This is a genomic window from Ensifer sp. Root423, assembly GCF_001426275.1.
GTDB lineage: Bacteria > Pseudomonadota > Alphaproteobacteria > Rhizobiales > Rhizobiaceae > Ensifer > Ensifer adhaerens.
The window spans coordinates 206,705-230,350 of record NZ_LMEG01000034.1; the positions used below are offsets into that span (position 1 = coordinate 206,705).

The window sequence follows — 23,646 nt, forward strand, 5'->3', positions numbered from 1 at the left end:
TTACCGATTGCCGTTTAATGGCTTCCGGCGAAGGTTTGGCGTTTGCCGCGTTTCAGGCCTTGATCATATTGGGATCACAAAGGAAGCACTTTCATGGCTCGCAACAAGATCGCACTTATCGGTTCAGGGATGATTGGTGGCACGCTGGCGCATCTCGCCGGCCTGAAGGAACTGGGCGACATCGTCCTCTTCGACATCGCCGACGGCATTCCGCAGGGCAAGGGTCTCGACATCGGCCAGTCCTCCCCGGTCGAAGGCTTCGACGTGAACCTGACGGGTGCGAGCGACTATTCCGCCATCGAAGGCGCTGATGTCTGCATCGTCACCGCCGGCGTCGCTCGCAAGCCGGGCATGAGCCGCGACGACCTGCTCGGCATCAACCTCAAGGTCATGGAACAGGTCGGCGCCGGCATCAAGAAGTATGCCCCGAACGCCTTCGTCATCTGCATCACCAACCCGCTCGACGCCATGGTGTGGGCGCTGCAGAAGTTCTCGGGCCTGCCGAAGAACAAGGTCGTCGGCATGGCCGGCGTTCTCGATAGTTCGCGCTTCCGCCTGTTCCTCTCGCAGGAATTCAACGTCTCGGTCCAGGACGTCACCGCCTTCGTTCTCGGCGGCCACGGCGACACCATGGTGCCGCTCGCCCGTTACTCGACCGTTGCCGGCATCCCGCTGACCGACCTCGTGCAGATGGGCTGGGTCACCAAGGAACGCCTCGAAGAAATCATCCAGCGCACCCGTGACGGCGGCGCCGAAATCGTCGGCCTGCTCAAGACCGGTTCGGCCTACTACGCACCGGCCGCCTCGGCGATCGAAATGGCTGAAGCTTACCTCAAGGACAAGAAGCGCGTTCTGCCCTGCGCGGCACACCTGACCGGCCAGTACGGCGTCAAGGACATGTATGTCGGCGTTCCGACCGTTATCGGCGCCGGCGGCGTCGAGCGCATCATCGAGATCGATCTCAACAAGGCCGAGAAGGAAGCGTTCGACAAGTCCGTTGCTTCGGTCGCCGGTCTTTGCGAAGCCTGCATCGGCATTGCGCCGAGCCTCAAGCAGTAATCGCCTCCCGTCGGGCGGACGCTGATCCGCTCGACCTCATTGTTTTTGCCGCATTGGTGCGGGTAGGTGCCCCACCTGCCCGCACAATGCTCAGACAGGAAAAACACCATGAACATTCATGAATATCAGGCCAAGGCTCTCCTGAAGAGCTATGGCGCACCGGTCGCGGAAGGTGTCGCGATCTTCTCGGCTGACGAAGCTGAAGCTGCTGCCAAGTCGCTCCCGGGCCCGCTCTACGTGGTCAAGAGCCAGATCCATGCGGGCGGCCGCGGCAAGGGCAAGTTCAAGGAACTGTCCGCCGACGCCAAGGGCGGCGTTCGTCTTGCCTTCTCGATCGACGAAGCCAAGGCCCATGCCAAGGAAATGCTCGGCAACACGCTCGTTACTGCCCAGACCGGCCCGGCCGGCAAGCAGGTGAACCGCCTCTACATCGAGGACGGCGCCGACATCGACCGCGAACTGTATCTATCGCTGCTCGTCGACCGCTCGGTCGGCCAGGTTGCCTTCGTCGTTTCGACGGAAGGCGGCATGGACATCGAGGCTGTTGCGCACGACACGCCGGAAAAGATCGTCAACGTAGCGATCAACCCGGAAGCCGGCGTCACCGCCGCTGATCTTGCCAAGCTCACCGCGGCCCTGAAGCTTGAAGGCGAAGCCAAGGCTGACGCTGAAAAGCTCTTCCCGATCCTCTACAAGGCCTTTGTCGAGAAGGACATGAGCCTGCTCGAGATCAACCCGCTGATCGTCATGAAGAACGGCCGCATGCGCGTTCTCGACGCCAAGGTCTCGTTCGACGGCAACGCGCTCTTCCGCCACGACGACATCAAGGCTCTGCGCGACGAGACCGAAGAAGACGCCAAGGAAATCGAGGCCTCGAAGTGGGATCTCGCCTATGTCGCGCTCGACGGCAACATCGGCTGCATGGTCAACGGCGCCGGCCTTGCCATGGCGACGATGGACATCATCAAGCTCTACGGCAAGGAGCCGGCGAACTTCTGTGACGTCGGCGGCGGCGCCGGCAAGGAGAAGGTTGCGGCAGCCTTCAAGATCATTACGGCCGACCCGAAGGTCGAGGGCATCCTCGTCAACATCTTCGGCGGCATCATGAAGTGCGACGTCATCGCTGAAGGCGTCGTTGCCGCCGTGCAGGAAGTCGGCCTCAAGGTTCCGCTGGTCGTTCGTCTCGAAGGCACGAATGTCGAGCTTGGCAAGAAGATCCTGAACGAATCCGGCCTGGCGATCACCGCCGCCGACGATCTGGACGATGCTGCCAAGAAGATCGTCGCCGCGATCAACGGCTAACTGAAGGACCAGACCACATGTCGATTCTCGTCAACAAGAACACCAAGGTCCTCGTTCAGGGCCTGACCGGCAAGACCGGCACCTTCCATACCGAACAGGCGCTTGCCTATTACGGCACGCAGATGGTCGGCGGCATTCACCCGAAGAAGGGCGGCGAAACCTGGACCGGCTCCAAGGGCGAAAGTCTGCCGATCTTCGCCTCGGTTGCCGAAGGCCGTGAAAAGACCGGCGCGGACGCATCCGTGATCTACGTTCCGCCGGCAGGTGCCGCGGACGCGATCATCGAGGCGATCGATGCGGAAATCCCGTTCATCACCTGCATCACCGAAGGCATCCCGGTTGCCGACATGGTACGCGTCAAGGCTCGCCTCGACCGCTCCAAGTCGCGTCTGCTCGGCCCGAACTGCCCCGGTATCCTGACGCCGGAAGAATGCAAGATCGGCATCATGCCGGGCTCGATCTTCCGCAAGGGTTCGGTCGGCATCGTCTCGCGCTCCGGCACGCTGACCTATGAAGCCGTGTTCCAGACCTCCAACGAAGGCCTCGGCCAGACGACGGCCGTCGGCATCGGCGGCGACCCGGTGAAGGGCACCGAGTTCATCGACGTGCTCGAGATGTTCCTGGCGGACGAAGCCACGACCTCGATCATCATGATCGGTGAAATCGGCGGCTCGGCCGAAGAGGATGCTGCACAGTTCCTCATCGACGAAGCCAAGAAGGGCCGCAAGAAGCCGATGGCCGGTTTCATCGCGGGCCGTACCGCTCCGAAGGGCCGTACCATGGGTCACGCCGGCGCTGTCGTTTCCGGCGGCAAGGGCGATGCGGAATCCAAGATCGCTGCGATGGAGCAGGCAGGCATCCGCGTATCGCCTTCGCCGGCTCGTCTCGGCAAGACGCTGGTCGAAGTCCTCAAGGGCTGATCTCAAACCATTTGTCCGGGCCGGTCGATCCGGCCCGGACAACGTGCCTGCCGCCTGTTTCCTTGGCTGATTGAAGATCAGGACATGCGGCAATGACTGCCACGGTGACCCAGCGCGTCCTGACGATGCGCGGCGCCGTAGGAAAAAGGCCCGGCGCCCGGACGCGCCGAACGAACATGAACGACCGGGATACCCGGCAACCCAACTTCAGTCAGGAGGCGGACAGATCAGTCCGCGTGAGACCATGACAAGGCAAGAGGCCAACGAGCAATTCCAGCTCACTTCGTTTCTGGACGGCGCCAACGCCGCCTATATCGAGCAGCTCCATGCACGCTACGAGGCGGACCCGGCGTCCGTGTCGGCTGAATGGCAGGCCTTCTTCAAGGCGCTCGCCGACCGGCCGGAAGATGTGGTGAAGGCAGCCAAGGGCGCCTCCTGGAAAAAGAACAACTGGCCGATCCCGGCCAATGGCGAACTGGTCTCGGCGCTCGATGGCGACTGGGGCACGGTCGAGAAGGTCATCGAGAAGAAGGTCAAGGCGAAGGCCGAGGAAGCGGCGGCCGCCACCGGCACCGTCGCCAGCGCTGCCGACATCCACCAGGCGACGCGCGATTCCGTCCGCGCCATCATGATGATCCGCGCCTATCGCGCCCGCGGCCACCTGCATGCCAAGCTCGACCCGCTCGGCCTGGCTGCCCCGGTTGAAGACTACAACGAGCTTTCGCCCTCGAACTACGGTTTCGAGGACAAGGATCTCGACCGCAAGATCTTCATCGACAACGTGCTCGGTCTTGAATACGCGACCCTCCGTGAGATGGTCGAAATCCTCGAGCGCACCTACTGCTCGACGATCGGCGTCGAGTTCATGCACATGTCCAACCCGGAAGAGAAGGGCTGGATCCAGGAGCGCATCGAAGGTCCGGACAAGGGCGTCGACTTCACGCCTGAAGGCAAGAAGGCGATCCTGCAGAAGCTGATCGAGGCCGAAGGCTTCGAGCAGTTCATCGACGTCAAGTACAAGGGCACCAAGCGCTTCGGTCTCGACGGCGGTGAGTCGCTCATTCCGGCGCTCGAGCAGATCATCAAGCGCGGCGGCCAGGAAGGCCTCAAGGAAATCGTGCTCGGCATGGCCCATCGCGGCCGTCTGAACGTGCTTTCCCAGGTCATGGCAAAGCCGCACCGCGCCATCTTCCACGAGTTCAAGGGCGGCTCCTACGCGCCTGACGACGTCGAAGGTTCGGGCGACGTGAAGTACCACCTCGGTGCGTCTTCCGACCGCGAATTCGACGGCAACAAGGTTCACCTGTCGCTGACGGCAAACCCGTCGCACCTGGAAATCGTCAACCCTGTGGTCATGGGCAAGGCACGCGCCAAGCAGGACCAGATGGCGACCGTCTTTGAAGGCGACATCATTCCGCTGCGCGAACGCTCCAAGGTCATGCCGCTGCTGCTGCATGGTGACGCCGCTTTTGCCGGCCAGGGCGTGATTGCTGAAATCCTCGGGCTTTCCGGCCTGCGCGGTCACCGCGTTGCCGGTACGGTCCACTTCATCATCAACAACCAGATCGGCTTCACCACCAATCCGGCCTTCTCGCGCTCGTCGCCCTATCCGTCCGACGTCGCCAAGATGATCGAAGCGCCGATCTTCCACGTTAACGGCGACGATCCGGAAGCGGTTGTCTACGCGGCCAAGATCGCCACCGAATTCCGGATGAAGTTCCACAAGCCTGTCGTCATCGACATGTTCTGCTATCGCCGCTTCGGCCACAACGAAGGCGACGAGCCGGCGTTCACGCAGCCGAAGATGTACAAGGTCATCCGCGCCCACAGGACCGTCGTCCAGGTCTACTCCGACCGCCTGATCGCCGAAGGCCTGATTTCCGAAGGCGAAGTCGAGAAGATGAAGGCCGACTGGCGTGCGCATCTCGAACAGGAGTTCGAGGCCGGCCAGTCCTACAAGCCGAACAAGGCCGACTGGCTTGACGGTGTCTGGTCGGGCCTGCGCTCGGCCGACAACCAGGACGAACAGCGCCGCGGCAAGACCTCGGTGCCGATGAAGCAGTTGAAGGAAGTCGGCCGCAAAATCTCCGAGATCCCGGCTGGTTTCAGCGCGCACCGCACGATCCAGCGCTTCATGGAAAACCGCGCCAACATGATCCAGACCGGCGAGGGTGTCGACTGGGCCATGGCTGAGGCGCTCGCTTTCGGCACGCTGGTCACGGAAGGCACCAAGATCCGCCTGTCGGGTCAGGACTGCGAACGCGGCACCTTCTCGCAGCGCCACTCGGTGCTCTACGATCAGCAGTCGGAAGAGCGCTACATCCCGCTCGCAAACCTGTCGCCGACCCAGGCGCGCTACGAAGTCATCAACTCGATGCTTTCGGAAGAGGCAGTTCTCGGCTTCGAGTACGGCTACTCGCTCGCCCGTCCGAACGCGCTCACCCTCTGGGAAGCTCAGTTCGGCGACTTCGCCAACGGTGCGCAGGTCGTCTTCGACCAGTTCATCTCGTCGGGCGAACGCAAGTGGCTGCGCATGTCGGGTCTCGTCTGCCTGCTGCCGCACGGCTATGAAGGCCAGGGTCCGGAGCACTCGTCTGCTCGCCTGGAACGCTTCCTGCAGCTTTGCGCGGAAGACAACATGCAGGTCGCCAACGTCACGACGCCGGCGAACTACTTCCACATCCTGCGCCGCCAGGTGAAGCGCGACTTCCGCAAGCCGCTGATCCTGATGACGCCGAAGTCGCTGCTGCGTCACAAGCGTGCGATCTCCAGCCTGTCGGAAATGGCCGGCGAGAGCTCGTTCCACCGCCTGCTGTGGGACGATGCCGAGGTGATCAAGGACGGCCCGATCAAGCTGCAGAAGGACTCGAAGATCCGTCGCGTCGTGCTCTGCTCGGGCAAGGTCTACTACGACCTGCTCGAAGAACGCGAAAAGCGCGGCATCGACGACATCTACCTGCTGCGCGTCGAACAGCTCTATCCGTTCCCGGCCAAGGCGCTCATCAACGAGCTCAGCCGCTTCCGCAACGCGGAGATGGTCTGGTGCCAGGAAGAGCCGAAGAACATGGGCGCTTGGTCGTTCATCGACCCGTACCTCGAATGGGTTCTCGCCCATATCGACGCCAAGTATCAGCGCGTGCGCTACACCGGCCGTCCGGCTGCCGCATCGCCGGCGACCGGCCTGATGTCGAAGCACCTGGCGCAGCTTGCCGCCTTCCTCGAGGACGCGCTGGGGGGCTGATGCTCCCCACGCTCTGAGCCAATAGAAACAGATATCTGATCAACGGAACAAAAATCATGGCAACAGAAATCCGCGTTCCCACCCTTGGCGAATCCGTCAGCGAAGCGACCGTCGGCACCTGGTTCAAGAAGGTCGGCGACGCCATCAAGGCCGATGAACCCCTGCTCGAACTCGAAACCGACAAGGTGACGATCGAAGTTCCGGCTCCGGCCGCAGGCACGCTCTCTGAAATCGTCGCCCAGGCCGGCGAGACCGTCGGTCTCGGCGCGCTGCTCGGCCAGATCGCTGCAGGTGCCGCTGGCGCCGCAGCGGCCGCTCCGGCTGCTGCCGCCGAAAAGAAGGCCGAGCCGGCTGCTGCCGCTCCGGCTGCCCCGGCCGCTGCTGCAGCACCGGCTGCTTCGTCGATGCCGCCGGCACCGTCGGCTGGCAAGCTGCTTGCCGAAAACAACCTCTCGGCCGATCAGGTCGACGGCTCCGGCAAGCGTGGCCAGGTGCTGAAGGGCGACGTCCTTGCAGCCGTCGCCAAGGGCATCTCGACGCCGGCCGCTTCCGAGCCAGCCAAGGTCCAGGCCCGTGCGCCGTCGACGGCTGAAGACGTCGTTCGCGAAGAGCGCGTCAAGATGACCCGCCTGCGCCAGACGATTGCCCGTCGCCTCAAGGATGCGCAGAACACTGCCGCCATGCTCACCACCTACAACGAGGTGGACATGAGCGCCGTCATGTCGCTGCGCAACAAGTACAAGGACATCTTCGAGAAGAAGCACGGCGTGAAGCTCGGCTTCATGGGCTTCTTCACCAAGGCCGTCACCCACGCGCTGAAGGAAATCCCGGCTGTCAACGCCGAGATCGACGGCACCGACATCATCTACAAGAACTACTGCCACATCGGCGTCGCCGTCGGCACGGACAAGGGTCTTGTGGTTCCGATCGTTCGCGATGCCGACCAGATGTCGATCGCCGAGATCGAAAAGGACATCGGTCGCCTCGGCAAGGCTGCCCGTGACGGCGCGCTGTCGATGGCCGACATGCAGGGCGGCACCTTCACCATCTCCAACGGTGGCGTCTACGGTTCGCTGATGTCTTCGCCGATCCTCAACGCGCCTCAGTCGGGCATCCTCGGCATGCACAAGATCCAGGAGCGTCCGGTCGCCATCGGCGGCCAGGTCGTCATCCGCCCGATGATGTACCTCGCGCTCTCCTACGATCACCGCATCGTCGACGGCAAGGAAGCCGTGACCTTCCTCGTGCGCGTCAAGGAAAGCCTGGAAGATCCGGAACGCCTGGTTCTCGATCTCTGATATCCGGAAACAGCGGGGGCGTCCTTCATGCCCCCGCCGTTCGCCGTCCGCGATCACGCGCGGCGAAAACCGTCTCTGCGGCCTGGCCGGAGAGATTGGCCGTCAGGGCCGATGATGTCGATCCGAACCGCTCCTGCGATTGCGAGGGATGATGGAAGCCGCCGCAGCGTCGACTGAAATCTGGGTGCTTGGCTGGAGCGTGGTGTTCCTGATCGTGCACATCCTGGTGCAGGCGCTGTCGCTCGATCTCGCCGGCGATCTCGGTTTCAAATATCTGCTCGGCCCCCGCGACGAACAGCGCGTTTCGAAGAGCATCGTGGCAGGACGTTTGCTGCGGTCGCTTCGCAACATGCTGGAAACCTATCCGGCCTTCGTTGGGCTTGCGCTCGCCCTGGCGGTGACCGGCAAGACCGGCGGTCTCGGCGCCATCGGCGCAGTGACCTGGCTTCTGGCACGGCTGGCTTACACCGTTCTCTACGCGGCCGGCGTTCCCGTGCTGCGCACCCTCGTCTGGTTCGTGTCGATCATTGCGCTGTTGCTGATGGTCGTCCGGCTCATGGCATAGCATCCTGGCGACAAGGCAAGAGGAGACTGGCATGGCATTCGGACCCGACGTTCCGCCGATCCAGGCGCATATCTGCGTCAAGGACGGGCTTGCCGCCATCGCCTTTTACGCCAAGGCGCTCGGTGCGGTGAATACATTCCACGCGATGGCCGAGGACGGCAAACGCGTCATGCACGCCAATCTGGCGATCTACGGCGGCGAGGTGATGCTGCACGACGAATTCCCCGAATTCGGCGGCAGCGTGCTTTCGCCGAACACGATCGGCGGTACCGGCGTTGCGATCAGCATCAACCTGGCGAAGCCTGCCGATGTCGACGCAGCCTACGACAAGGCGGTGGCCGCCGGGGCATCGACAGTTCTGGAGCCGCAGGATACCTTCTGGCACGCACGCTACGCGCGCATCCAGGATCCCTTCGGCCACGTCTGGGCCTTCAACGCACCGGTCGCAAACCCATGAGCCAGTATTTCTTCGAACTCGCATCGCTGATGGCGATCTTCGCCTTCGCCATCGTCTCGCCCGGCGCAGACCTCGCGATGGTCATGCGCCAGTCGATCGTGCATGGCCGCCGTCCGGCGATCATCACGTCCTTCGGCATCGGCACGTCGCTGATGTTCCATGTGACCTACACGATCCTCGGCCTCGGCCTGATCATTTCGCAGTCGATCTATCTGTTCAACATCGTCAAATGGTGCGGCGTCGCTTACCTGATCTATATCGGCATCAAGGCGCTTCGCGCCGGCCAGACGGAGATCAACGTCGACCACACGGAAGGCAACCGGTCGATCAAGGGCCAGTCGGCGGCCAAGGCCTTCGGCCTCGGCTTTGCCGCCAACGCGCTCAACCCCAAGCCGGTGTTCTTCTTCCTGTCGATCTTCTCGACGGTCGTTCACGCCCATACGCCGATGATGATCAAGTTCGGCTACGGCCTTGTCATGGCGACCTGCCTGATCGCGTGGTTCGTCGGCGTCAGCCTGTTCATGACGACGCCGCGCATGCGTGCTGCGTTTACCCGCGCCAGCAAGTGGATCGACCGCGCCAGCGGCGTGGTCTTCATCGCGCTCGGCCTCAAGCTCGCGACGGAGAAGGCTGCCTGATCATGCGCTCCGGTCGTCTCCTTTCAGCCCTGTTCGGTCTTGCCTTTGCCGCGCCGGCGATTGCCGCCGACTGCAAGCAGTCGCACGCGATCTACGGCGACCGCGACGGAGCCTACGAGCTGCGTTTCGAACCGGTCGGCTCGGCAAGCGCCGCGACCAGCAACCACTTCAAGGTGGCGGTTCTCAAGCCCGGCCTGCTGCTCGATGGCGTCGTCATGCCGGCGGGCGAGCCGGAACGGGCGACCGGGCTGATCATGCACAATTGCCCCGAGGGGGATGCGACCGGCGAGGAACTGCGCGCCTGTACTGTGTGGCAGGGTGTCGTCTACGCGCTCGACAAGGCCGGCGCGATCAGCGAGATCCCGCAAGAGAGCGAGACGGCGGCCGAGCAACTGCTGCTTCCCGACTTCGGTCCGTCGCTTCGCGCTTCGACCGCCTGGGGCAAGGGCAAGGCCGAGGCCGACAGTTGGGATGCCTTCACGTTCAAGGGATGCGCCGCATGAGTGCGAGCCCTGTTCTTCTCGTGACCGGCGGCAGCCGCGGCATCGGTGCTGCAATCTGCCTTGGCGCTGCAAAAGCCGGCTGGCGGGTCGCTGTCAACTATGCGTCGAACCGCGATGCGGCCGATGCGGTTGTCGGCGCGATCGAGCGGGCTGGCGGCACGGCGATCGCAGTTCAGGGCGATGTCGGCTCCGAGGCGGATGTCCAAGCGATCTTTGCTGCCGTCGATTCGGCTTTCGGCCGGCTGGACGGGCTCGTCAACAATGCCGGCATCGTCGGACAGACGGCACGGGTCGACGAGATGTCGCCCGAGCGGCTTGAGCGCATGTTCCGCATCAACGTCACCGGCTCCATCCGCTGTGCAGCGGAAGCCGTCCGGCGCATGTCAACACGATACGGGCACCAGGGCGGTGTCATCGTCAACATCTCCTCGGTTGCCGCCACGCTTGGCTCGCCGGCGCAGTATGTCGATTACGCCGCCTCGAAAGGTGCGATCGACACCTTCACGACAGGGCTTTCGCGCGAGGTCGCGACCGAAGGCATTCGCGTCAACGCGATACGGCCCGGCATCATCGATACCGAGATCCACGCCTCCGGCGGCTTGCCGGACCGGGCGCGTGATCTCGCCTTCACCATACCCGTTCAGCGACCCGGCACGGCCGAGGAAGTCGCTGACGCGGTTCTCTACCTCCTGTCGGATAAGGCGACTTATGTGACGGGGGCAATTCTCAATGTCAGCGGCGGACGGTAACCGTCCTGAAGGAAGGATATTCTAATGGCTTATGATCTCATCGTTATCGGCAGCGGCCCCGGCGGCTATGTCTGCGCGATCAAGGCGGCCCAGCTCGGCCTGAAGGTCGGCGTCGTCGAAAAGCGCGCCACCTACGGCGGTACCTGCCTCAACATCGGCTGCATCCCGTCGAAGGCGCTGCTGCATGCTTCCGAGATGTTCCATCAGGTTGCCCACGGCGTCGACGCGCTCGGCGTCGAAGTCGCGGCACCGAAGCTGAACCTCGAAAAGATGATGGCCCACAAGGACGCGACCGTTAAGGCCAATGTCGACGGCGTCTCGTTCCTGTTCAAGAAGAACAAGATCGACGGCATCCAGGGCACCGGCAAGGTGCTCGGCCAGGGCAAGGTCTCCGTCACCAACGACAAGGGCGAGGAACAGATCCTCGAAACCAAGAACATCGTGATCGCCACCGGCTCCGACGTCGCTGGCATCCCGGGCGTCAAGGTCGATATCGACGAGAAGGTGATCATCTCGTCGACGGGCGGCATCGCGCTCGAGAAAGTTCCGGCCAACATGATCGTCGTCGGTGGCGGCGTCATCGGCCTCGAACTCGGCTCGGTCTGGGCCCGCCTCGGCGCCAAGGTCACCGTTGTCGAGTATCTCGACACGCTTCTCGGCGGCATGGATGGCGAGGTTGCCAAGCAGTTCCAGCGCATGCTCGCCAAGCAGGGCATGGACTTCAAGCTCGGCGCCAAGGTGACCGGCGTCGTCAAGGACGGCAAGGGCGCCAAGGTGACGTTCGAGCCGGTCAAGGGCGGTGACGCCCAGACGCTCGATGCCGATGTCGTGCTGATCGCCACCGGCCGCAAGCCCTACACCGACGGTCTTGGCCTTGCGGAAGCGGGCGTCGTCATGGACCAGCGCGGCCGCGTCGAGATCGACAATCACTTCCAGACAAGCGTCGCCGGCGTCTACGCGATCGGCGACGTCGTGCGCGGCCCGATGCTCGCCCACAAGGCGGAAGACGAAGGTGTTGCCGTTGCCGAGATCCTCGCCGGTCAGGCCGGCCACGTGAACTATGACGTCATCCCCGGCGTCGTCTACACCCAGCCGGAAGTCGCCTCCGTCGGCAAGACCGAGGAAGAACTGAAGGCGGCTGGCGTCGCCTACAAGGTCGGCAAGTTCCCATTCACGGCCAACGGCCGCGCGCGGGCGATGCAGGCGACCGACGGTTTCGTCAAGATTCTGGCTGACAAGGAAACCGACAAGGTGCTCGGCGGCCATATCGTCGGCTTCGGCGCCGGCGAGATGATCCACGAGATCGCGGTTCTGATGGAATTCGGCGGTTCGTCGGAAGACCTCGGCCGCACCTGCCACGCGCACCCGACCATGTCGGAAGCGGTCAAGGAAGCGGCACTTTCGACCTTCTTCAAGCCGATCCACATGTAAGGATCATGCAGGGGGCTGCGATCACGCGGCCCCCTGTTTCCGGCCGCGTTTCTGCGTGCCGGCTGGCCCTTGTGGCCATTGCTCACCTTATCGGCGTCAGCGCCCGCATTGCCGCTATCGGCGTTTCCGGTCGCCAAGCGACCGTATCATTCTTCTGAAGCAGACCTGAGGGCGTGGAAACGCTCCTCGAACTCGCGCCTCAGGCTGCGCCGGGCCTCGGCAGCGCGCTGCCGGCGTTTGCGGTCGGCCGTGTCGGTGACAAGGGTCGGAACCGGAGTCGGGCTGCCGTCGGCATCGACGGCGACCATGGTAAAATAGCAGGAATTGGTGTGGCGGCGCTCGCCGCTCCTGATGTTCTCGGCCTCGACCCGGATGCCGATTTCCATCGAGGTGCGGCCGGCATTGTTGACGGCTGCACGGAAGGTGACGAGCTCGCCGACATGGATCGGCTGGCGGAAGGTGACCTGGTCGACCGAGAGCGTCACGGCATATTGCTGAGAATAGCGCGAGGCACAGGAGAAGGCCACGCGATCGAGGAGATTGAGCAGCGCACCGCCATGGACCTTACCGCTGAAGTTCGCCATATCCGGCGTCATCAGTACGACCATCTCGAGTTCGCGTGTGTCGTAGCTGGTTTCCATTGTCCATCTCCAGATTTTGCAGCGTCCCGCCTGAGTTATGCAGCTTGCCGGAGCGAAGGGAAGGGGTGGAGGGCGGAGGATCTGGAAGAGGGGATGTGACGATTGGCCCGAGGGCTGCGACAAGCGGTCTTCTGTCCAGGCACGGGGGAGGGCGCGATCATGTCTGCAAGGACAGACGACGCGCGCGTCAGGAGGAAAGATGAAACCGAGAGCCGTGGCCATATCGTTGCCGAGCCGGCATCTACCGAATGCCGATTGGGCCGACCGCTTCGAGCTTGCCCTTGATGGCAAGGGCGTGACCGCGGCGGAAGCCGCCGAACGTTCGCTTGGCCGGTCGCCACGATGGGTCCGCATGTTGCTGCGCCTGCGCAACCGCATCGTCTCGATCATCGGCCTGAAGTCGGCGGCGCCGTCCAGCCGTCTGGGACTGATCGGGGCGTTTCCTGTCGTTTCGAAGAGTGATGACGAAGTGGTGCTCGGTTTCGATGACAAGCATCTCGATTTCCGCATCGTCGTCGATGTCCGGGCGGGGTCGGCGGTCAATCAGATCGTCGGCGTCACCACGCTTGTGCGCAGGCACAACACGCTCGGGCGGGTTTACCTCATGGCCGTCACGCCGTTTCACAAGGCGATCGTGCCGACACTTCTGGCGCGGGTGGCAGGTCCCGGCGGTTAAGTCCGGGGTTCAATTTTCAGTCCGGACAAAAGCAGGTCGAGATTGTCGCGTGCGCTGGTGAGGCGCATGGCCGGATCGTCCGCCTCGGCAATCCAGAGCGCCGCATCGGAGAGTGCGCCATTGATCAGCCGCGCCAATGTCTCGGCATTTCCCGGACGTACGACGCCCGCGGCGATCATCGCCGAAAGCCTGGTGGCAAGCGACGCGAGGCATTGGCGCCGGCTCGGTTCCAGCACGCTTGCGCCGAGTACGGCCGGCGCATCCTTCAACACGATCTGTCGGATTTCCGGTTCGAGCGCCATTTCCAGATACAGCCTGCAGCGGCGCACGAAACCGTCCCACGGGACCGGGGTCGCGGAGGCTGCGTCGAGCCGTGCGTCCATCTCGCCGTCCAGAGTCTCCACGACCGCACGCAGCAGGCCCTTCTTGTCGCCGAAATGATGATAGAGCGCGCCACGCGTGAGCCCGGCCAAGGCGGTGAAATCGTCCATCGAAGTCTCCGCATATCCGCGTTGCCTGAACGCTTCCCGGGCGGCGGCGATCAGCTTTGCCTTCGTTTCCGCGATCATGTCGCTGCGCGCGCGCCTTGTCATTTGCAGCTCCTCCTTTTGCATACGGTTCGTATGTTAATTGACATGCGAAGCGTATGTCAATATCACTGCCATACGCAGCGTATGTTAATGACGCGACGCTCAGACATGTATTGCAGGAGTTTTCATGGCCAATCCCTATGCACAGATCTTTGCTGCCAAAGGCACGGTGGGCTTCACCTTGGCGGGATTGGTGTCACGGTTGCCGTTGTCGATGATGGGCATCGGCATCATCACCATGCTGGCCCAGTCCCGCGGCAGCTACGGGCTGGCTGGCGGTGTGGCCGCCGCCTTCACGCTGGCCTCGGCGCTGCTGGCGCCGCAGGTTTCCCGGCTCGTCGATCGCTTCGGCCAGAGCCACGTCCTGCCGGTCGCCGCGGCACTCAGTCTTCTCGGCAGCTCGGCTCTCCTCGTCTTCACCCATTGGCGGGCGCCGGATTGGACACTCTTCGTCTTTGCCATTCTTGCCGGGTGCACGCCCAGCATGTCGGCGATGACCCGGGCGCGATGGACCGAGCTCTATCGCGGCCGTCCGGAGCTGAAGACCGCCTTTTCGCTCGAATCGGTCTTCGACGAGATCTGCTTCATCGTCGGGCCGCCGATCGCCGTGGGCTTAAGCGTCGGCCTGTTTCCCGAGGCCGGACCGCTGGCGGCTGCGGCATGCCTGGCCATCGGGGTCACCGCCTTCGTGCTGCAGAAAGGCACCGAGCCACCGGTCAAGCCGGCCGAGACGATGGCGCCCGGTTCGGTCCTTCGTTACCCGGCGCTGCGCGTGCTGATTGTCGCGCTTGCCGGCATGGGCATCATTGTCGGCACGATCGACGTGGTCAGCGTCGCCTTTGCCGAGGCCGAAGGGCGACCAGCGGCGGCGAGCCTCGTGCTCTCCCTCTATGCCCTCGGTTCCTGCATCGCCGGTCTGGCGTTCGGTGCGGTCCGGATCGGCCTGCCTTTGGCGAAGCTGTTCATGATCGGTGCGGGCATGACCGCCGCCAGCACATTGCCGCTGCTCTTTGCCGACGGGATCGGCAGCCTTGCGACGATGATGTTCATTTCGGGCGTGTTCTTTGCGCCGACGATGATCGTCGCCTTGAGCATCGGCGAAACCGCCGTGCCGCCGTCGAAGCTGACGGAAGGGCTGACCTGGCTGACCACCGGTCTCGGCATCGGTGTTGCGGCGGGCGCGGCGGTGTCAGGCGGCGTGGTCGCGCGCTTCGGCGTTCAGGCCGGCTTCACCATTGCGCTCGCCGCCGGGGCCTTGATCCTTGCCGCAGCGTTCTGGGGTTATCGCCGTCTGTCGTGGATCGAGAGTGATTCTACCACTGCGCGCGCGTCCGAGGTCGTTTCCCGTGCCGGTGCGCAAGGCTGAGAAGGGAGCGTCGTGCCGGCGGGCGCTCGCTGACGGCCGGCCCGTCAGTTGGCGCGCGTGACCGTAAAACCCTGGGCGCGAAGCAGTTCGACCAGACCTTCCTTGCCCGGCAGGTGCAGTGCGCCGACCGCCATGAAGGCGCCGCCGTCCTTGAGGATCGGTTCGGCGCGCGTCGCCATGGTTTTGTTGCGGTCGACGATGATGCGCTGCTCGAAATCGGCATAGCCGAAATCCTCGGCGCTCTTGTCCGAAACGGCTTTCATCATCGGCATGATCATGCCGGTGTCGCCTACGAGATAGAGATCGGTCATCGTCGCGAAGACGTCGTCGATGGTCTTGCCGAGCGCGAGCGTCTCGATGAGGGCGCGTAGATGCAGTTCAGTCGGCAGCGAGTCCATGGCGGCGAGCTGCTCGACCAGCGTTTCCAGCCCCTTCAGCCTCTTGCCCTGACTGACGGCATCCTCGGCGATCTTCTTGTCGAGGAAGGAGGCGCCTGCAGCCTTGCGGCTCATTTCGCAGGCGGGCAGCGCGACGAAGCTCGCGATCATCCAGGGCTTCATGCGGGAAACCAGGGTCAGCGGAATGCCGCGTGCCTTGAGGCCTGTTTCGAGCTGTTCGCGGTCGTCGGGCTTCAGGAAGTCGGCGATCGTCTTGTTGTCCGGAAGCATGGTGAGATCGGGCCGCATCAGGATCGCGGCGGCCGACTTCTTCTCGTCGATGATCTCGTCCGATTCGACGATGACGGTCGAGGCTGCCTCAAAGGCGGCGGGCGCCTCAGTCGGCAGGGCCAGCACGCGCGGATCGGTGACATGCATCGTGCCAAGCAGCCAGGACGGCGCGACACCGTCCTTCTCGATCTTCCAGAAGATGCCCTTGCTGTTCGGGATGGCGGCAGCTTCCGCTTCGAGTGCGGCCAGTTTCGTCGGGTCGGATTTTGCAAGCGCGGTCAGAACATTCGCGCCGCCACATTCGACCTCCGTGGCATCAGCCTCGGCGACGAAGACGAGAGCGACGAGGAGGCAGGCGGCGAGCATGACATGGAGCAGGGCGGCCAGCCAAAGTGCGCCATCGGCGAGCCGCGCAAGCAGGTGCCGCGGCAGGTTTTGCTGAGGTCTCGCAAAGGCGGTCATCGTTCTTCCCTGACAGTCGCATGGTCGATAGTCGACCCTAGGCCCGGGTCGGTCACGGCTTCCTTAACGGGCATGGTTAATCCGCTCTTTCGCCGAAAATCAGGCGCGCGGGTGGGCGCGGTCGTAGATTTCCAGAAGCCGAGCCGAATCGACGCCGGTATAGACCTGGGTGGTCGACAGGCTGGCATGGCCGAGCAGTTCCTGAATGGTCCTGAGATCGCCGCCGCCGGCCAGCAGATGGGTGGCGAAGGAGTGGCGCAGCGCATGCGGCGTTGCCGTCTCGGGCAGGCCGAGCGCCCCGCGCAGCTTCTGCATTTCGCGCTGGATGATCGCCGGCTGCAGCTTGGCGCCGCGCGCGCCCAGGAACAGCGGCGCATCGGCCGCGATCGGATAGGGGCAGAGCTTCAAGTAGGTGGCGACGGCCTCGCGCGCCGCTTCGATCAGCGGCACGATGCGGGTCTTGTCGCCCTTGCCGACGATGCGCAGCGACGAGGGCGCGCCGGCAAATGCTGACGGCGTGAGGCCGAGCGCCTCGGAAATGCGCAGGCCGCAGCCGTAGAGCAGGGTCAGCACCGCTGCGTTGCGCGCCGCGATCCAGGGTTCCTCGGCAAGTTGCGCCTCGGACGTCACGACATTCAGCGCTTCGCGATCGGTGAGCGGCTTCGGCAGGGATTTGGGCTGTTTGGGCGAACGCACCGCAGCCGCACCGGCCGCATTGGCAAGGCCGTTGCGTTCGAGATAGCGCAGGAAGGAGCGAAGCCCGGCCAGCCCGCGGCCGAGCGTGCGGGCGCCGGCGCCGCCCTTGCGACGCTGGGCGAGGAACCCGCGAAGGTCGGCCGGCCTCAGCGTGCGGATATCGGAAAGCCGTGGCGGCCCGGCGAGATGGCCGGTGAGAAATGTCAGGAATTGCCGGGTGTCGCGCTCATAGGCCTCGACGGTATTGTCGGAGAGGCGGCGCTCCCGCATGAGCCCGTCCAGCCAGCGCTGACGCTCGGCAAGTAGCTCGGGATGGCCGATGACGAGGAACTCGTTCATTGTCGTTTTCCTGAGTTTGTCGGTCCGCGACAATGCCCTGACGCATCTTAGGTTTTTGCTAATGCACCCTTGGAATCTGTCATCCTTCGATCATATAGAATTGCGATGGTCAGCCGCAAACAAACGGATCGGACTATGGCGGGACGGGATTCGGTGAACGGATTCGCGCATTTTGCAGAAGTAATCACCCTGGTCTCCCAGGGGCAGCCTGGCCACATCGTCGATACCCTGATCGCGGAGCGTGGCCAGCGGATCGTCAAGAGCCCGCTATGGCCGCTGATGCGGCCCTTTCTCTACACGTTGCTGAACTATCGCAAGGCGCACGAGTTCGCCGATGCCGTCGCCAATATGCCGGGATTCCAGGCCTTCGAGCACCTGAGCTCGCTGCTTTCGCTGGAGGTGCGGGTCGACCGGGCCGAGCGCATTCCCGCCAAGGGCGGCTTCCTGCTCGTCAGCAACCACCCGACCGGCATTGCCGATGGGATCGCCGTTTTCGACCTCTTGAAGAGCCGGCGGCCGGACATGATGTTCTTCGCCAATCGCGACGCCATCCGCGTCAATCCGCGCTTCGTCGAAATGGTCATCCCGGTCGAATGGCGCGAGGAACACAAGAGCAAGCTGAAGGCGCGTGAGACGCTGCAGGTGACCAACCGGGCGATCGGCGAGGGTAAGGCGACGGTGCTCTTCCCCTCGGGACGCATCGCCTACTGGGCCGAAGGATGTCTCAACGAGCGGCCATGGAAGACATCGGCCGTGGGCTTTGCGCGCAAATACGGCCTGCCGATCCTGCCGGTGCATATGAGCGCCCGCAATTCCGGCCTGTTCTACTGGTTCGCCAAATGGTCGACCGAGCTGCGCGACATGACCGTGTTCCACGAACTGCTGAACAAGAAGGGCGATCTTTTCGACTTTCGCATCGGCAACCTCATCCCGCCGGAGGCGCTGGAAGGTGAAACGGGCGAGGTGACGAAGGCGCTCGAACGACACACGGTCTTCGATCTGGCGCTGGATGCCGACGCGGCCTTCAAGCCCCGGCTGCAAACGGCGGCCGCGCTCTAGCGACTGTCGTGGCTTACGGAAACGCTGGCGGGCTTCACCCCGCGCGGCGGATCGGCTAGGTCTGAGCCATGCAGCTTCAATCCATGTTTGCCGAAAACTACCGTTCGCTGAGGTCGATCCGCATGGATCTGACCGGGGTCAACCTGTTCATCGGCGAAAACGGCGTCGGCAAGTCCAATCTCTACCGGGCGCTTCAACTCGTGCAAGCCGCCACGCGGGGCACTTTGGCGCGCGAGATTGCCGAAGAGGGCGGAATGTCGTCGGCGCTCTGGAGCGGCCGCCGGCGTGCCGACAAGCCGGCGCGCATAAGGCTCGAAACCGAGCTTCTGGACGAGGAGCGGGCCATCACCTTCCGCTACCGCATCGAGGCCGGGCTGCGTCCGCCGAAGGCTGCGGCCGGGTTCGCCTATGAGCCACAGGTCAAGGAAGAGGAACTGACGGTCGAAACCGGCCGCCGCCCGGTGACGATGATGAAACGCGTGGGCCCCGGCATCTTCGTGCGCGGCGAACGCGGGCGGATGGAGGATTATCCGGAGCAGGCGCTGACGTCCGAAACGGCGATCTCGCTGCTCGGCGATGCCGGCCATTATCCGGAGGTCGGCACCTTCCGCCGAGCGGTCGAGCAGTGGCGCTTCTTTCACGGCTTCCGCACCGATCGCGATTCGCCGTTGCGGCTGCCCTGCCTTGCGGTGACCGCGCCGATGCTCGACGAGACCGGCGTCAATATGGCGGCCGTCTTTGCAACGCTCCGCCACACGCGCGAGGACACGGTCGATCTCGACCGGGCCATTGCCGATGCGTTCGGCGGCGCTTACCTCGATGTTCCCGAACCTGGCCAGTTCGCCGAATTTTCGCTGGTCTTTCCGGATTTTCCCAACAGACCGTTTTCGCCGCGCGAGCTTTCCGACGGCCAGATGCGTTTTCTGGCGCTGGCGGCCGCACTGCTTTCCTATCGCCGGCCGCGCTTCATCGCGCTCAACGAACCGGAGACGAGCCTGCACCCGGACATGCTGCCGGCGCTTGCCGACATGATCGCCAGCGCGTCGCGCGAAAGCCAGATCTGGATCGTCACCCATTCGGAGCGGCTGGCGCAGGAAGTGCGTCAACGCTCGGGCATTCGTCCGCGGCGAGTGATCCGCAAGGACAGCGCCACCTGGATCGACGGCATGCGGCTGACAGGGCTGATGGACGATGACGAGTAGGCAACAAAAAAGCCCGGCGCGGTGGCCGGGCTCTTTCTGAACTTTCCTGAAAGTATCAGGCGATCTTCTGGCCGGTCTTGGCCCAGTCGGCCAGGAAGGTTTCGAGGCCCTTGTCGGTCAGCGGGTGCTTGACCAGCGCCTTCAGCGTTGCCGGCGGTGCGGTGACGACGTCCGCGCCGATGAGGGCGGCTTCCTTGACGTGGTTCACGGTGCGGATCGAAGCTGCAAGGATTTCGGTCTCGTAGCCGTAGTTGTCGTAGATGTGGCGGATCTCGCGGATCAGGTCCATGCCGTCAAACGCGATGTCGTCGAGGCGGCCGACGAAAGGCGAGACGAAGGTCGCGCCGGCCTTGGCGGCGAGCAGCGCCTGGTTGGCCGAGAAGCACAGCGTCACGTTGGTCTGATGACCGTCAGACGTCAGCGCCTTGCAGGCCTTGAGGCCGTCGAGCGTCAGCGGCAGCTTGATGCAGATGTTGTCGGCGATCTTCGAGAGAACGGCGGCTTCCTTCATCATCTCGGCGTATTCGGTTGCGGTCACTTCAGCCGAAACCGGGCCTTCGACGATGCCGCAGATTTCCTTGGTGACTTCCGTGATGTCACGGCCCGACTTCAGGATCAGCGACGGGTTGGTGGTGACGCCATCGAGAAGGCCGAGATCGTTCAGCTCACGGATTTCCTTGACGTCGGCGGTATCAACGAAAAATTTCATGGGGTCACTCCCTTGGGGCACGATTGCCGTTCGGCGCATATCTACCGGGGAGGAATTCCGTTGGCAGAGATCGCGCGCGTTGAAACTCTGGTGGAACCGTGACAAACCCTGCGGCCTGCAAGGCTGCGGTTCGCAGCGCAGTTTTCTTTAACCGAAACACGTGGCAAGGTCACGGCAAAATGACTCGCGATTCAACCGATTTATTCGGCGATTTGCTCGGGCCCGTTTCGGCCCGTCGCGTCGTGCCGGTCCTGGTGCCCTTGCCGGCGCCGAAAGCCTATTCCTATGCGGTTCCCGACGGCATGGCGGTCGAACCGGGCTCGATCGTGCAGGTGCCTCTGGGCCCCCGTCTCGTCGTCGGCGTGGTCTGGGATGGCGATGATGACGGGAGCGTCGATGCCAAGAAACTTAAGACGATCGAGAAGGCTTTCGACTGCCCGCCGCTGACGCGCGACATGCGGACCTTTCTCGATTGGGTGGCCGCCTATACCGTCACGCCGCCGGGGCTGGTGGCGCGTATGGCGCTCCGCGCACCGGCGGCGTTCGATCCTGAACCGATGGTGGAGGCACTGCGTCTCACCGAGATGCGGCCGGAGCGCATGACGGCTGCGCGCGAGCGCGTAATCGCTGCCGCCAGTGACGGTTTTTCCTGGACGCGCTCGGGGCTGGCGCATGCCGCCGGCACGTCGTCGAGTGTGATCGAAGGGCTAACCCAGCAAGGCGTATTCGAGACCGTCTTCATGGCGCCGCCGCCTGTCGTCGCCTTGCCAGATCCCGATTTCACCGCGCCCCGGCTCGAAGGCCCGCAGAAGGATGCGGCCGCCGATCTGCTGGCAGCGGTAGAGGAGGGCGGCTTCTCGGTGTCGCTCATCGACGGCATCACCGGATCCGGCAAGACCGAGGTCTATTTCGAGGCGATCGCTGCGACCCTTCGCGCCGGCAAGCAGGTGCTGATCCTGCTTCCCGAAATCGCGCTGACGTCGAGCTTCCTCGAGCGCTTCCAGGATCGTTTTGGCGCCAAGCCCGCCGAGTGGCATTCGGACTTGGCTCCCCGCACCCGCGAAAAGGTCTGGCGCCAGGTGACGACAGGCACCGTCCGCGTCGTGGCCGGCGCCCGCTCGGCGCTGTTCCTGCCCTTCGAGGAACTGGGCCTCATCATCGTCGACGAAGAGCACGACCCCGCCTACAAGCAGGAAGATCGCGTCTTCTACAATGCGCGCGACATGGCGGTCGTTCGTGGTCGCATCACCGGCTTTCCCGTCGTGCTCGTCTCGGCGACGCCGTCGCTCGAAAGCCGGGTCAATGGCGATGTCGGCCGTTACAAGCCGATCCACCTGCCGACCCGTTTCGGCGATGCGGCGCTGCCGCGGCTCGGCGTCGTCGACATGCGTCAGCACCCGCCGGCACGCGGCGGCTTTCTGTCGCCGGTGCTCTTGAACCAGGTCGGCAAGGCGGTCGAGCGTGGCGAACAGGCGTTGCTCTTCCTCAATCGTCGCGGCTACGCACCGCTGACGCTCTGCCGCGTCTGCGGCCATCGCTTCCAGTGCCCGGATTGTTCGAGCTGGCTCGTCGAGCATCGCTTCCGCGGGCAGATCCAGTGCCACCAGTGCGGCTACTCCGAGCGCACGCCGGAAGCCTGCCCGGAATGCGGCACGCTCGATCATCTGGTGGCCTGCGGGCCGGGGGTCGAGCGCATCGCCGAAGAGGTGGAGCGGCATTTCCCCGAGGCGCGCACCATCGTGCTTTCTTCCGACCTGATGGGCGTCAAACGGTTGAGGCTGGAGCTTGAAGCCATCACGCGTGGCGAAGCCGATATCGTCATCGGCACGCAACTCGTCGCCAAGGGACATAACTTCCCCCTGATGACACTGGTCGGCATTGTCGATGCGGATCTGGGTCTTGCGAACGGCGATCCGCGTGCGGCGGAGCGGACCTTCCAGCTGCTCTCGCAGGTGACGGGTCGTGCGGGCCGAACGGGTCTCAAAAGCCTCGGCTTGCTGCAGACCTATCAGCCGCAGCATCCGGTGATGCAGGCGATCGTTTCCGGCGATGCCGACGCCTTCTACGACCGCGAGATCGCCGAGCGCGAGAAAGCGCTGCTGCCGCCTTTTGGCCGGCTTGCCTCGCTGATTGTTTCGGCCGACACGCGCCAGGATGCCGAGGGCCACGCGCGCGGCTTGCGGATGGCCGCCCCCCGCACCGAGGGTATCAGTATTCTCGGTCCGGCCGAGGCGCCGCTGGCGCTGGTGCGCGGGCGGCATCGCTTCCGGCTGCTGGTGCATGGCCGGCGTAACAGCGACATGCAGGCCTTCGTCAAGGCGATGATCGCCGCCGGTCCCAAGGAGCGCGGCTCGATCAGCGTCCAGCTCGACATCGATCCGCAGAGCTTCCTGTAGTTCAAGTTTCCTGTGATCGCCGCATTCTGAAGCCCGTGGGCGATTCACAACCGGGGCGACATGCGCTAGAGGTCAGGGACGCATTGCTCCGGCCGACGACGGGGCAGCATGACAACGGGCTCATCTGCGGGAACGGGCATGGAGTTTTATATTCCGACGGAAACCGGCGAGTTCCTCGCCTTCTGCGCGGCGGCGGTAGCAGCGTTGATCGGCGTCGTCATGCTGTTTGCTCCGCGGCTGACCTTTCGCGCAGCCGGCATCGGTATTGCCGAGGGGCGGCGCGGCGGCCTTGCCGAGGCGCGCTCGACCATGGGCGGCATGCATGTGGGGCTCGGTCTTGCCGCCATTCTGCTCGCCCAGCCGATGGTTTATCTCGCTGTCGGCGCGGCCTTTGCGCTCGCCGCCTTCGGCCGAATCCTCTCGATGATGAGCGACAACGGCAGCACGCTCTACAACTGGGCGGCGCTCATCGTTCAGGCGGCACTCGCCATCCTTCCGCTCGCCTATGTCTTCGGCATGATCTGATTGCGATTGCGGGCTTCCCCGCGATTCACAGCGCAGGACCGAATTTACGGCAAAATTCGGCCAAAGGTGGCCGACTTATGCCGCATTCCTGCCCTTCGCGTGTTGCGAGTCCAAACATCCTATGCTAGACGAACCGCGAATTGCGGGGGAAGTG

The 23,646-nt window shown here is 63.9% G+C and carries 22 protein-coding genes; 17 read left to right on the forward strand and 5 right to left on the reverse strand.

Annotation, left to right across the window (positions count from 1 at the left end; translation table 11 throughout):
• Positions 1-93: 93 nt before the first annotated feature.
• From mdh to lpdA, 11 genes are all read left to right on the forward strand, one after another.
• Complete coding sequence (gene mdh / locus ASD01_RS24630) at positions 94-1,059, forward strand: malate dehydrogenase (RefSeq protein ID WP_034802565.1); 966 nt, start codon at positions 94-96, stop codon at positions 1,057-1,059.
• A gap of 108 nt (positions 1,060-1,167) precedes the next feature.
• The gene (sucC, locus tag ASD01_RS24635; protein WP_034802562.1) at positions 1,168-2,361 is read left to right on the forward strand and encodes an ADP-forming succinate--CoA ligase subunit beta; all 1,194 of its coding nucleotides are present in this window, start codon (positions 1,168-1,170) and stop codon (positions 2,359-2,361) included.
• A gap of 17 nt (positions 2,362-2,378) precedes the next feature.
• Positions 2,379-3,281 carry a succinate--CoA ligase subunit alpha gene (gene sucD / locus ASD01_RS24640; RefSeq protein ID WP_034802559.1) on the forward strand — a complete coding sequence of 301 codons (903 nt, stop codon included), beginning with the start codon at positions 2,379-2,381 and terminating at the stop codon, positions 3,279-3,281.
• Positions 3,282-3,525: 244 nt separating this feature from the next.
• Positions 3,526-6,522 (forward strand): 2-oxoglutarate dehydrogenase E1 component, encoded by a 2,997-nt coding sequence (locus ASD01_RS24645; RefSeq protein ID WP_034802556.1) that lies wholly within the window; start codon positions 3,526-3,528, stop codon positions 6,520-6,522.
• Between the two features lie 56 nt (positions 6,523-6,578).
• Positions 6,579-7,820, forward strand: coding sequence for a 2-oxoglutarate dehydrogenase complex dihydrolipoyllysine-residue succinyltransferase (gene odhB, locus ASD01_RS24650; RefSeq protein ID WP_034802554.1), 1,242 nt, complete (start codon positions 6,579-6,581; stop codon positions 7,818-7,820).
• A gap of 148 nt (positions 7,821-7,968) precedes the next feature.
• Positions 7,969-8,385: an MAPEG family protein gene (locus tag ASD01_RS24655; protein ID WP_318267229.1), complete on the forward strand. Its 417-nt coding sequence runs from the start codon at positions 7,969-7,971 to the stop codon at positions 8,383-8,385.
• 31 nt (positions 8,386-8,416) lie between these two features.
• Complete coding sequence (locus tag ASD01_RS24660) at positions 8,417-8,842, forward strand: VOC family protein (RefSeq protein WP_034802552.1); 426 nt, start codon at positions 8,417-8,419, stop codon at positions 8,840-8,842.
• Positions 8,839-9,480, forward strand: a complete 642-nt coding sequence (locus ASD01_RS24665; RefSeq protein ID WP_034802549.1) for a LysE family translocator — start codon at positions 8,839-8,841, stop codon at positions 9,478-9,480. The genes ASD01_RS24660 and ASD01_RS24665 overlap by 4 nt, the downstream gene beginning before the upstream one ends.
• Positions 9,481-9,482: 2 nt before the next feature.
• Positions 9,483-9,983 carry a hypothetical protein gene (locus ASD01_RS24670; protein WP_034802547.1) on the forward strand — a complete coding sequence of 167 codons (501 nt, stop codon included), beginning with the start codon at positions 9,483-9,485 and terminating at the stop codon, positions 9,981-9,983.
• Positions 9,980-10,732 (forward strand): SDR family oxidoreductase, encoded by a 753-nt coding sequence (locus tag ASD01_RS24675; RefSeq protein WP_034803090.1) that lies wholly within the window; start codon positions 9,980-9,982, stop codon positions 10,730-10,732. Before ASD01_RS24670 ends, ASD01_RS24675 begins: the two co-directional genes overlap by 4 nt.
• A 24-nt stretch (positions 10,733-10,756) precedes the next feature.
• A complete protein-coding gene (gene lpdA, locus ASD01_RS24680) occupies positions 10,757-12,163 on the forward strand; it encodes a dihydrolipoyl dehydrogenase (protein WP_034802544.1) in 1,407 nt (468 codons plus the stop codon).
• Between the two features lie 146 nt (positions 12,164-12,309).
• Here lpdA and ASD01_RS24685 read toward each other — a convergent pair whose 3' ends face one another.
• The gene (locus tag ASD01_RS24685) at positions 12,310-12,804 is read right to left on the reverse strand and encodes an acyl-CoA thioesterase (RefSeq protein WP_034802542.1); all 495 of its coding nucleotides are present in this window, start codon (positions 12,802-12,804) and stop codon (positions 12,310-12,312) included.
• Between the two features lie 199 nt (positions 12,805-13,003).
• Here ASD01_RS24685 and ASD01_RS24690 point away from each other — a divergent pair, with 199 nt between their 5' ends.
• The gene (locus ASD01_RS24690; protein WP_034802540.1) at positions 13,004-13,480 is read left to right on the forward strand and encodes a DUF2867 domain-containing protein; all 477 of its coding nucleotides are present in this window, start codon (positions 13,004-13,006) and stop codon (positions 13,478-13,480) included.
• Here the strand turns inward: ASD01_RS24690 and ASD01_RS24695 are convergent.
• The gene (locus ASD01_RS24695) at positions 13,477-14,073 is read right to left on the reverse strand and encodes a TetR/AcrR family transcriptional regulator (protein WP_034802538.1); all 597 of its coding nucleotides are present in this window, start codon (positions 14,071-14,073) and stop codon (positions 13,477-13,479) included. The genes ASD01_RS24690 and ASD01_RS24695 overlap by 4 nt on opposite strands.
• Positions 14,074-14,197: 124 nt before the next feature.
• Here ASD01_RS24695 and ASD01_RS24700 point away from each other — a divergent pair, with 124 nt between their 5' ends.
• Positions 14,198-15,436 carry an MFS transporter gene (locus tag ASD01_RS24700; RefSeq protein ID WP_034802536.1) on the forward strand — a complete coding sequence of 413 codons (1,239 nt, stop codon included), beginning with the start codon at positions 14,198-14,200 and terminating at the stop codon, positions 15,434-15,436.
• A 44-nt stretch (positions 15,437-15,480) separates the two neighbouring features.
• Here ASD01_RS24700 and ASD01_RS24705 read toward each other — a convergent pair whose 3' ends face one another.
• Complete coding sequence (locus ASD01_RS24705) at positions 15,481-16,566, reverse strand: TraB/GumN family protein (protein WP_034802533.1); 1,086 nt, start codon at positions 16,564-16,566, stop codon at positions 15,481-15,483.
• Positions 16,567-16,665: 99 nt separating this feature from the next.
• Positions 16,666-17,601: a tyrosine recombinase XerC gene (locus tag ASD01_RS24710; RefSeq protein ID WP_034802532.1), complete on the reverse strand. Its 936-nt coding sequence runs from the start codon at positions 17,599-17,601 to the stop codon at positions 16,666-16,668.
• A 135-nt stretch (positions 17,602-17,736) separates the two neighbouring features.
• Here ASD01_RS24710 and ASD01_RS24715 point away from each other — a divergent pair, with 135 nt between their 5' ends.
• Together ASD01_RS24715 and ASD01_RS24720 are read left to right on the forward strand one after the other, a co-directional pair.
• Positions 17,737-18,660, forward strand: a complete 924-nt coding sequence (locus ASD01_RS24715) for a GNAT family N-acetyltransferase (protein WP_034802530.1) — start codon at positions 17,737-17,739, stop codon at positions 18,658-18,660.
• Positions 18,661-18,728: 68 nt separating this feature from the next.
• Positions 18,729-19,862 (forward strand): AAA family ATPase, encoded by a 1,134-nt coding sequence (locus ASD01_RS24720; protein WP_034802522.1) that lies wholly within the window; start codon positions 18,729-18,731, stop codon positions 19,860-19,862.
• Between the two features lie 55 nt (positions 19,863-19,917).
• Here the strand turns inward: ASD01_RS24720 and fsa are convergent, their stop codons facing one another.
• Positions 19,918-20,571, reverse strand: coding sequence for a fructose-6-phosphate aldolase (gene fsa / locus ASD01_RS24725; RefSeq protein ID WP_034802519.1), 654 nt, complete (start codon positions 20,569-20,571; stop codon positions 19,918-19,920).
• A gap of 179 nt (positions 20,572-20,750) precedes the next feature.
• Between fsa and ASD01_RS24730 the strand changes: the two genes are divergently transcribed.
• Both ASD01_RS24730 and ASD01_RS24735 read left to right on the forward strand, forming a co-directional pair.
• On the forward strand, positions 20,751-22,967 hold the full coding sequence (locus ASD01_RS24730; protein ID WP_034802515.1) for a primosomal protein N': 2,217 nt from the start codon (positions 20,751-20,753) through the stop codon (positions 22,965-22,967).
• A 138-nt stretch (positions 22,968-23,105) separates the two neighbouring features.
• The gene (locus ASD01_RS24735; RefSeq protein WP_034802512.1) at positions 23,106-23,492 is read left to right on the forward strand and encodes an AGROH133_08824 family phage infection protein; all 387 of its coding nucleotides are present in this window, start codon (positions 23,106-23,108) and stop codon (positions 23,490-23,492) included.
• Positions 23,493-23,646 lie beyond the last annotated feature (154 nt).

What these genes read in the sequence shown, in the direction of transcription:
- mdh (WP_034802565.1), top strand. Translation starts at nt 94, where the DNA reads ATGGCTCGCAACAAGATCGCACTTATCGGTTCAGGGATGATTGGTGGC.
- sucC (WP_034802562.1), top strand. Translation starts at nt 1,168, where the DNA reads ATGAACATTCATGAATATCAGGCCAAGGCTCTCCTGAAGAGCTATGGC.
- sucD (WP_034802559.1), top strand. Translation starts at nt 2,379, where the DNA reads ATGTCGATTCTCGTCAACAAGAACACCAAGGTCCTCGTTCAGGGCCTG.
- ASD01_RS24645 (WP_034802556.1), top strand. Translation starts at nt 3,526, where the DNA reads ATGACAAGGCAAGAGGCCAACGAGCAATTCCAGCTCACTTCGTTTCTG.
- odhB (WP_034802554.1), top strand. Translation starts at nt 6,579, where the DNA reads ATGGCAACAGAAATCCGCGTTCCCACCCTTGGCGAATCCGTCAGCGAA.
- ASD01_RS24655 (WP_318267229.1), top strand. Translation starts at nt 7,969, where the DNA reads ATGATGGAAGCCGCCGCAGCGTCGACTGAAATCTGGGTGCTTGGCTGG.
- ASD01_RS24660 (WP_034802552.1), top strand. Translation starts at nt 8,417, where the DNA reads ATGGCATTCGGACCCGACGTTCCGCCGATCCAGGCGCATATCTGCGTC.
- ASD01_RS24665 (WP_034802549.1), top strand. Translation starts at nt 8,839, where the DNA reads ATGAGCCAGTATTTCTTCGAACTCGCATCGCTGATGGCGATCTTCGCC.
- ASD01_RS24670 (WP_034802547.1), top strand. Translation starts at nt 9,483, where the DNA reads ATGCGCTCCGGTCGTCTCCTTTCAGCCCTGTTCGGTCTTGCCTTTGCC.
- ASD01_RS24675 (WP_034803090.1), top strand. Translation starts at nt 9,980, where the DNA reads ATGAGTGCGAGCCCTGTTCTTCTCGTGACCGGCGGCAGCCGCGGCATC.
- lpdA (WP_034802544.1), top strand. Translation starts at nt 10,757, where the DNA reads ATGGCTTATGATCTCATCGTTATCGGCAGCGGCCCCGGCGGCTATGTC.
- ASD01_RS24685 (WP_034802542.1), bottom strand. Translation starts at nt 12,804, where the DNA reads ATGGAAACCAGCTACGACACACGCGAACTCGAGATGGTCGTACTGATG.
- ASD01_RS24690 (WP_034802540.1), top strand. Translation starts at nt 13,004, where the DNA reads ATGAAACCGAGAGCCGTGGCCATATCGTTGCCGAGCCGGCATCTACCG.
- ASD01_RS24695 (WP_034802538.1), bottom strand. Translation starts at nt 14,073, where the DNA reads ATGACAAGGCGCGCGCGCAGCGACATGATCGCGGAAACGAAGGCAAAG.
- ASD01_RS24700 (WP_034802536.1), top strand. Translation starts at nt 14,198, where the DNA reads ATGGCCAATCCCTATGCACAGATCTTTGCTGCCAAAGGCACGGTGGGC.
- ASD01_RS24705 (WP_034802533.1), bottom strand. Translation starts at nt 16,566, where the DNA reads ATGACCGCCTTTGCGAGACCTCAGCAAAACCTGCCGCGGCACCTGCTT.
- ASD01_RS24710 (WP_034802532.1), bottom strand. Translation starts at nt 17,601, where the DNA reads ATGAACGAGTTCCTCGTCATCGGCCATCCCGAGCTACTTGCCGAGCGT.
- ASD01_RS24715 (WP_034802530.1), top strand. Translation starts at nt 17,737, where the DNA reads ATGGCGGGACGGGATTCGGTGAACGGATTCGCGCATTTTGCAGAAGTA.
- ASD01_RS24720 (WP_034802522.1), top strand. Translation starts at nt 18,729, where the DNA reads ATGCAGCTTCAATCCATGTTTGCCGAAAACTACCGTTCGCTGAGGTCG.
- fsa (WP_034802519.1), bottom strand. Translation starts at nt 20,571, where the DNA reads ATGAAATTTTTCGTTGATACCGCCGACGTCAAGGAAATCCGTGAGCTG.
- ASD01_RS24730 (WP_034802515.1), top strand. Translation starts at nt 20,751, where the DNA reads ATGACTCGCGATTCAACCGATTTATTCGGCGATTTGCTCGGGCCCGTT.
- ASD01_RS24735 (WP_034802512.1), top strand. Translation starts at nt 23,106, where the DNA reads ATGGAGTTTTATATTCCGACGGAAACCGGCGAGTTCCTCGCCTTCTGC.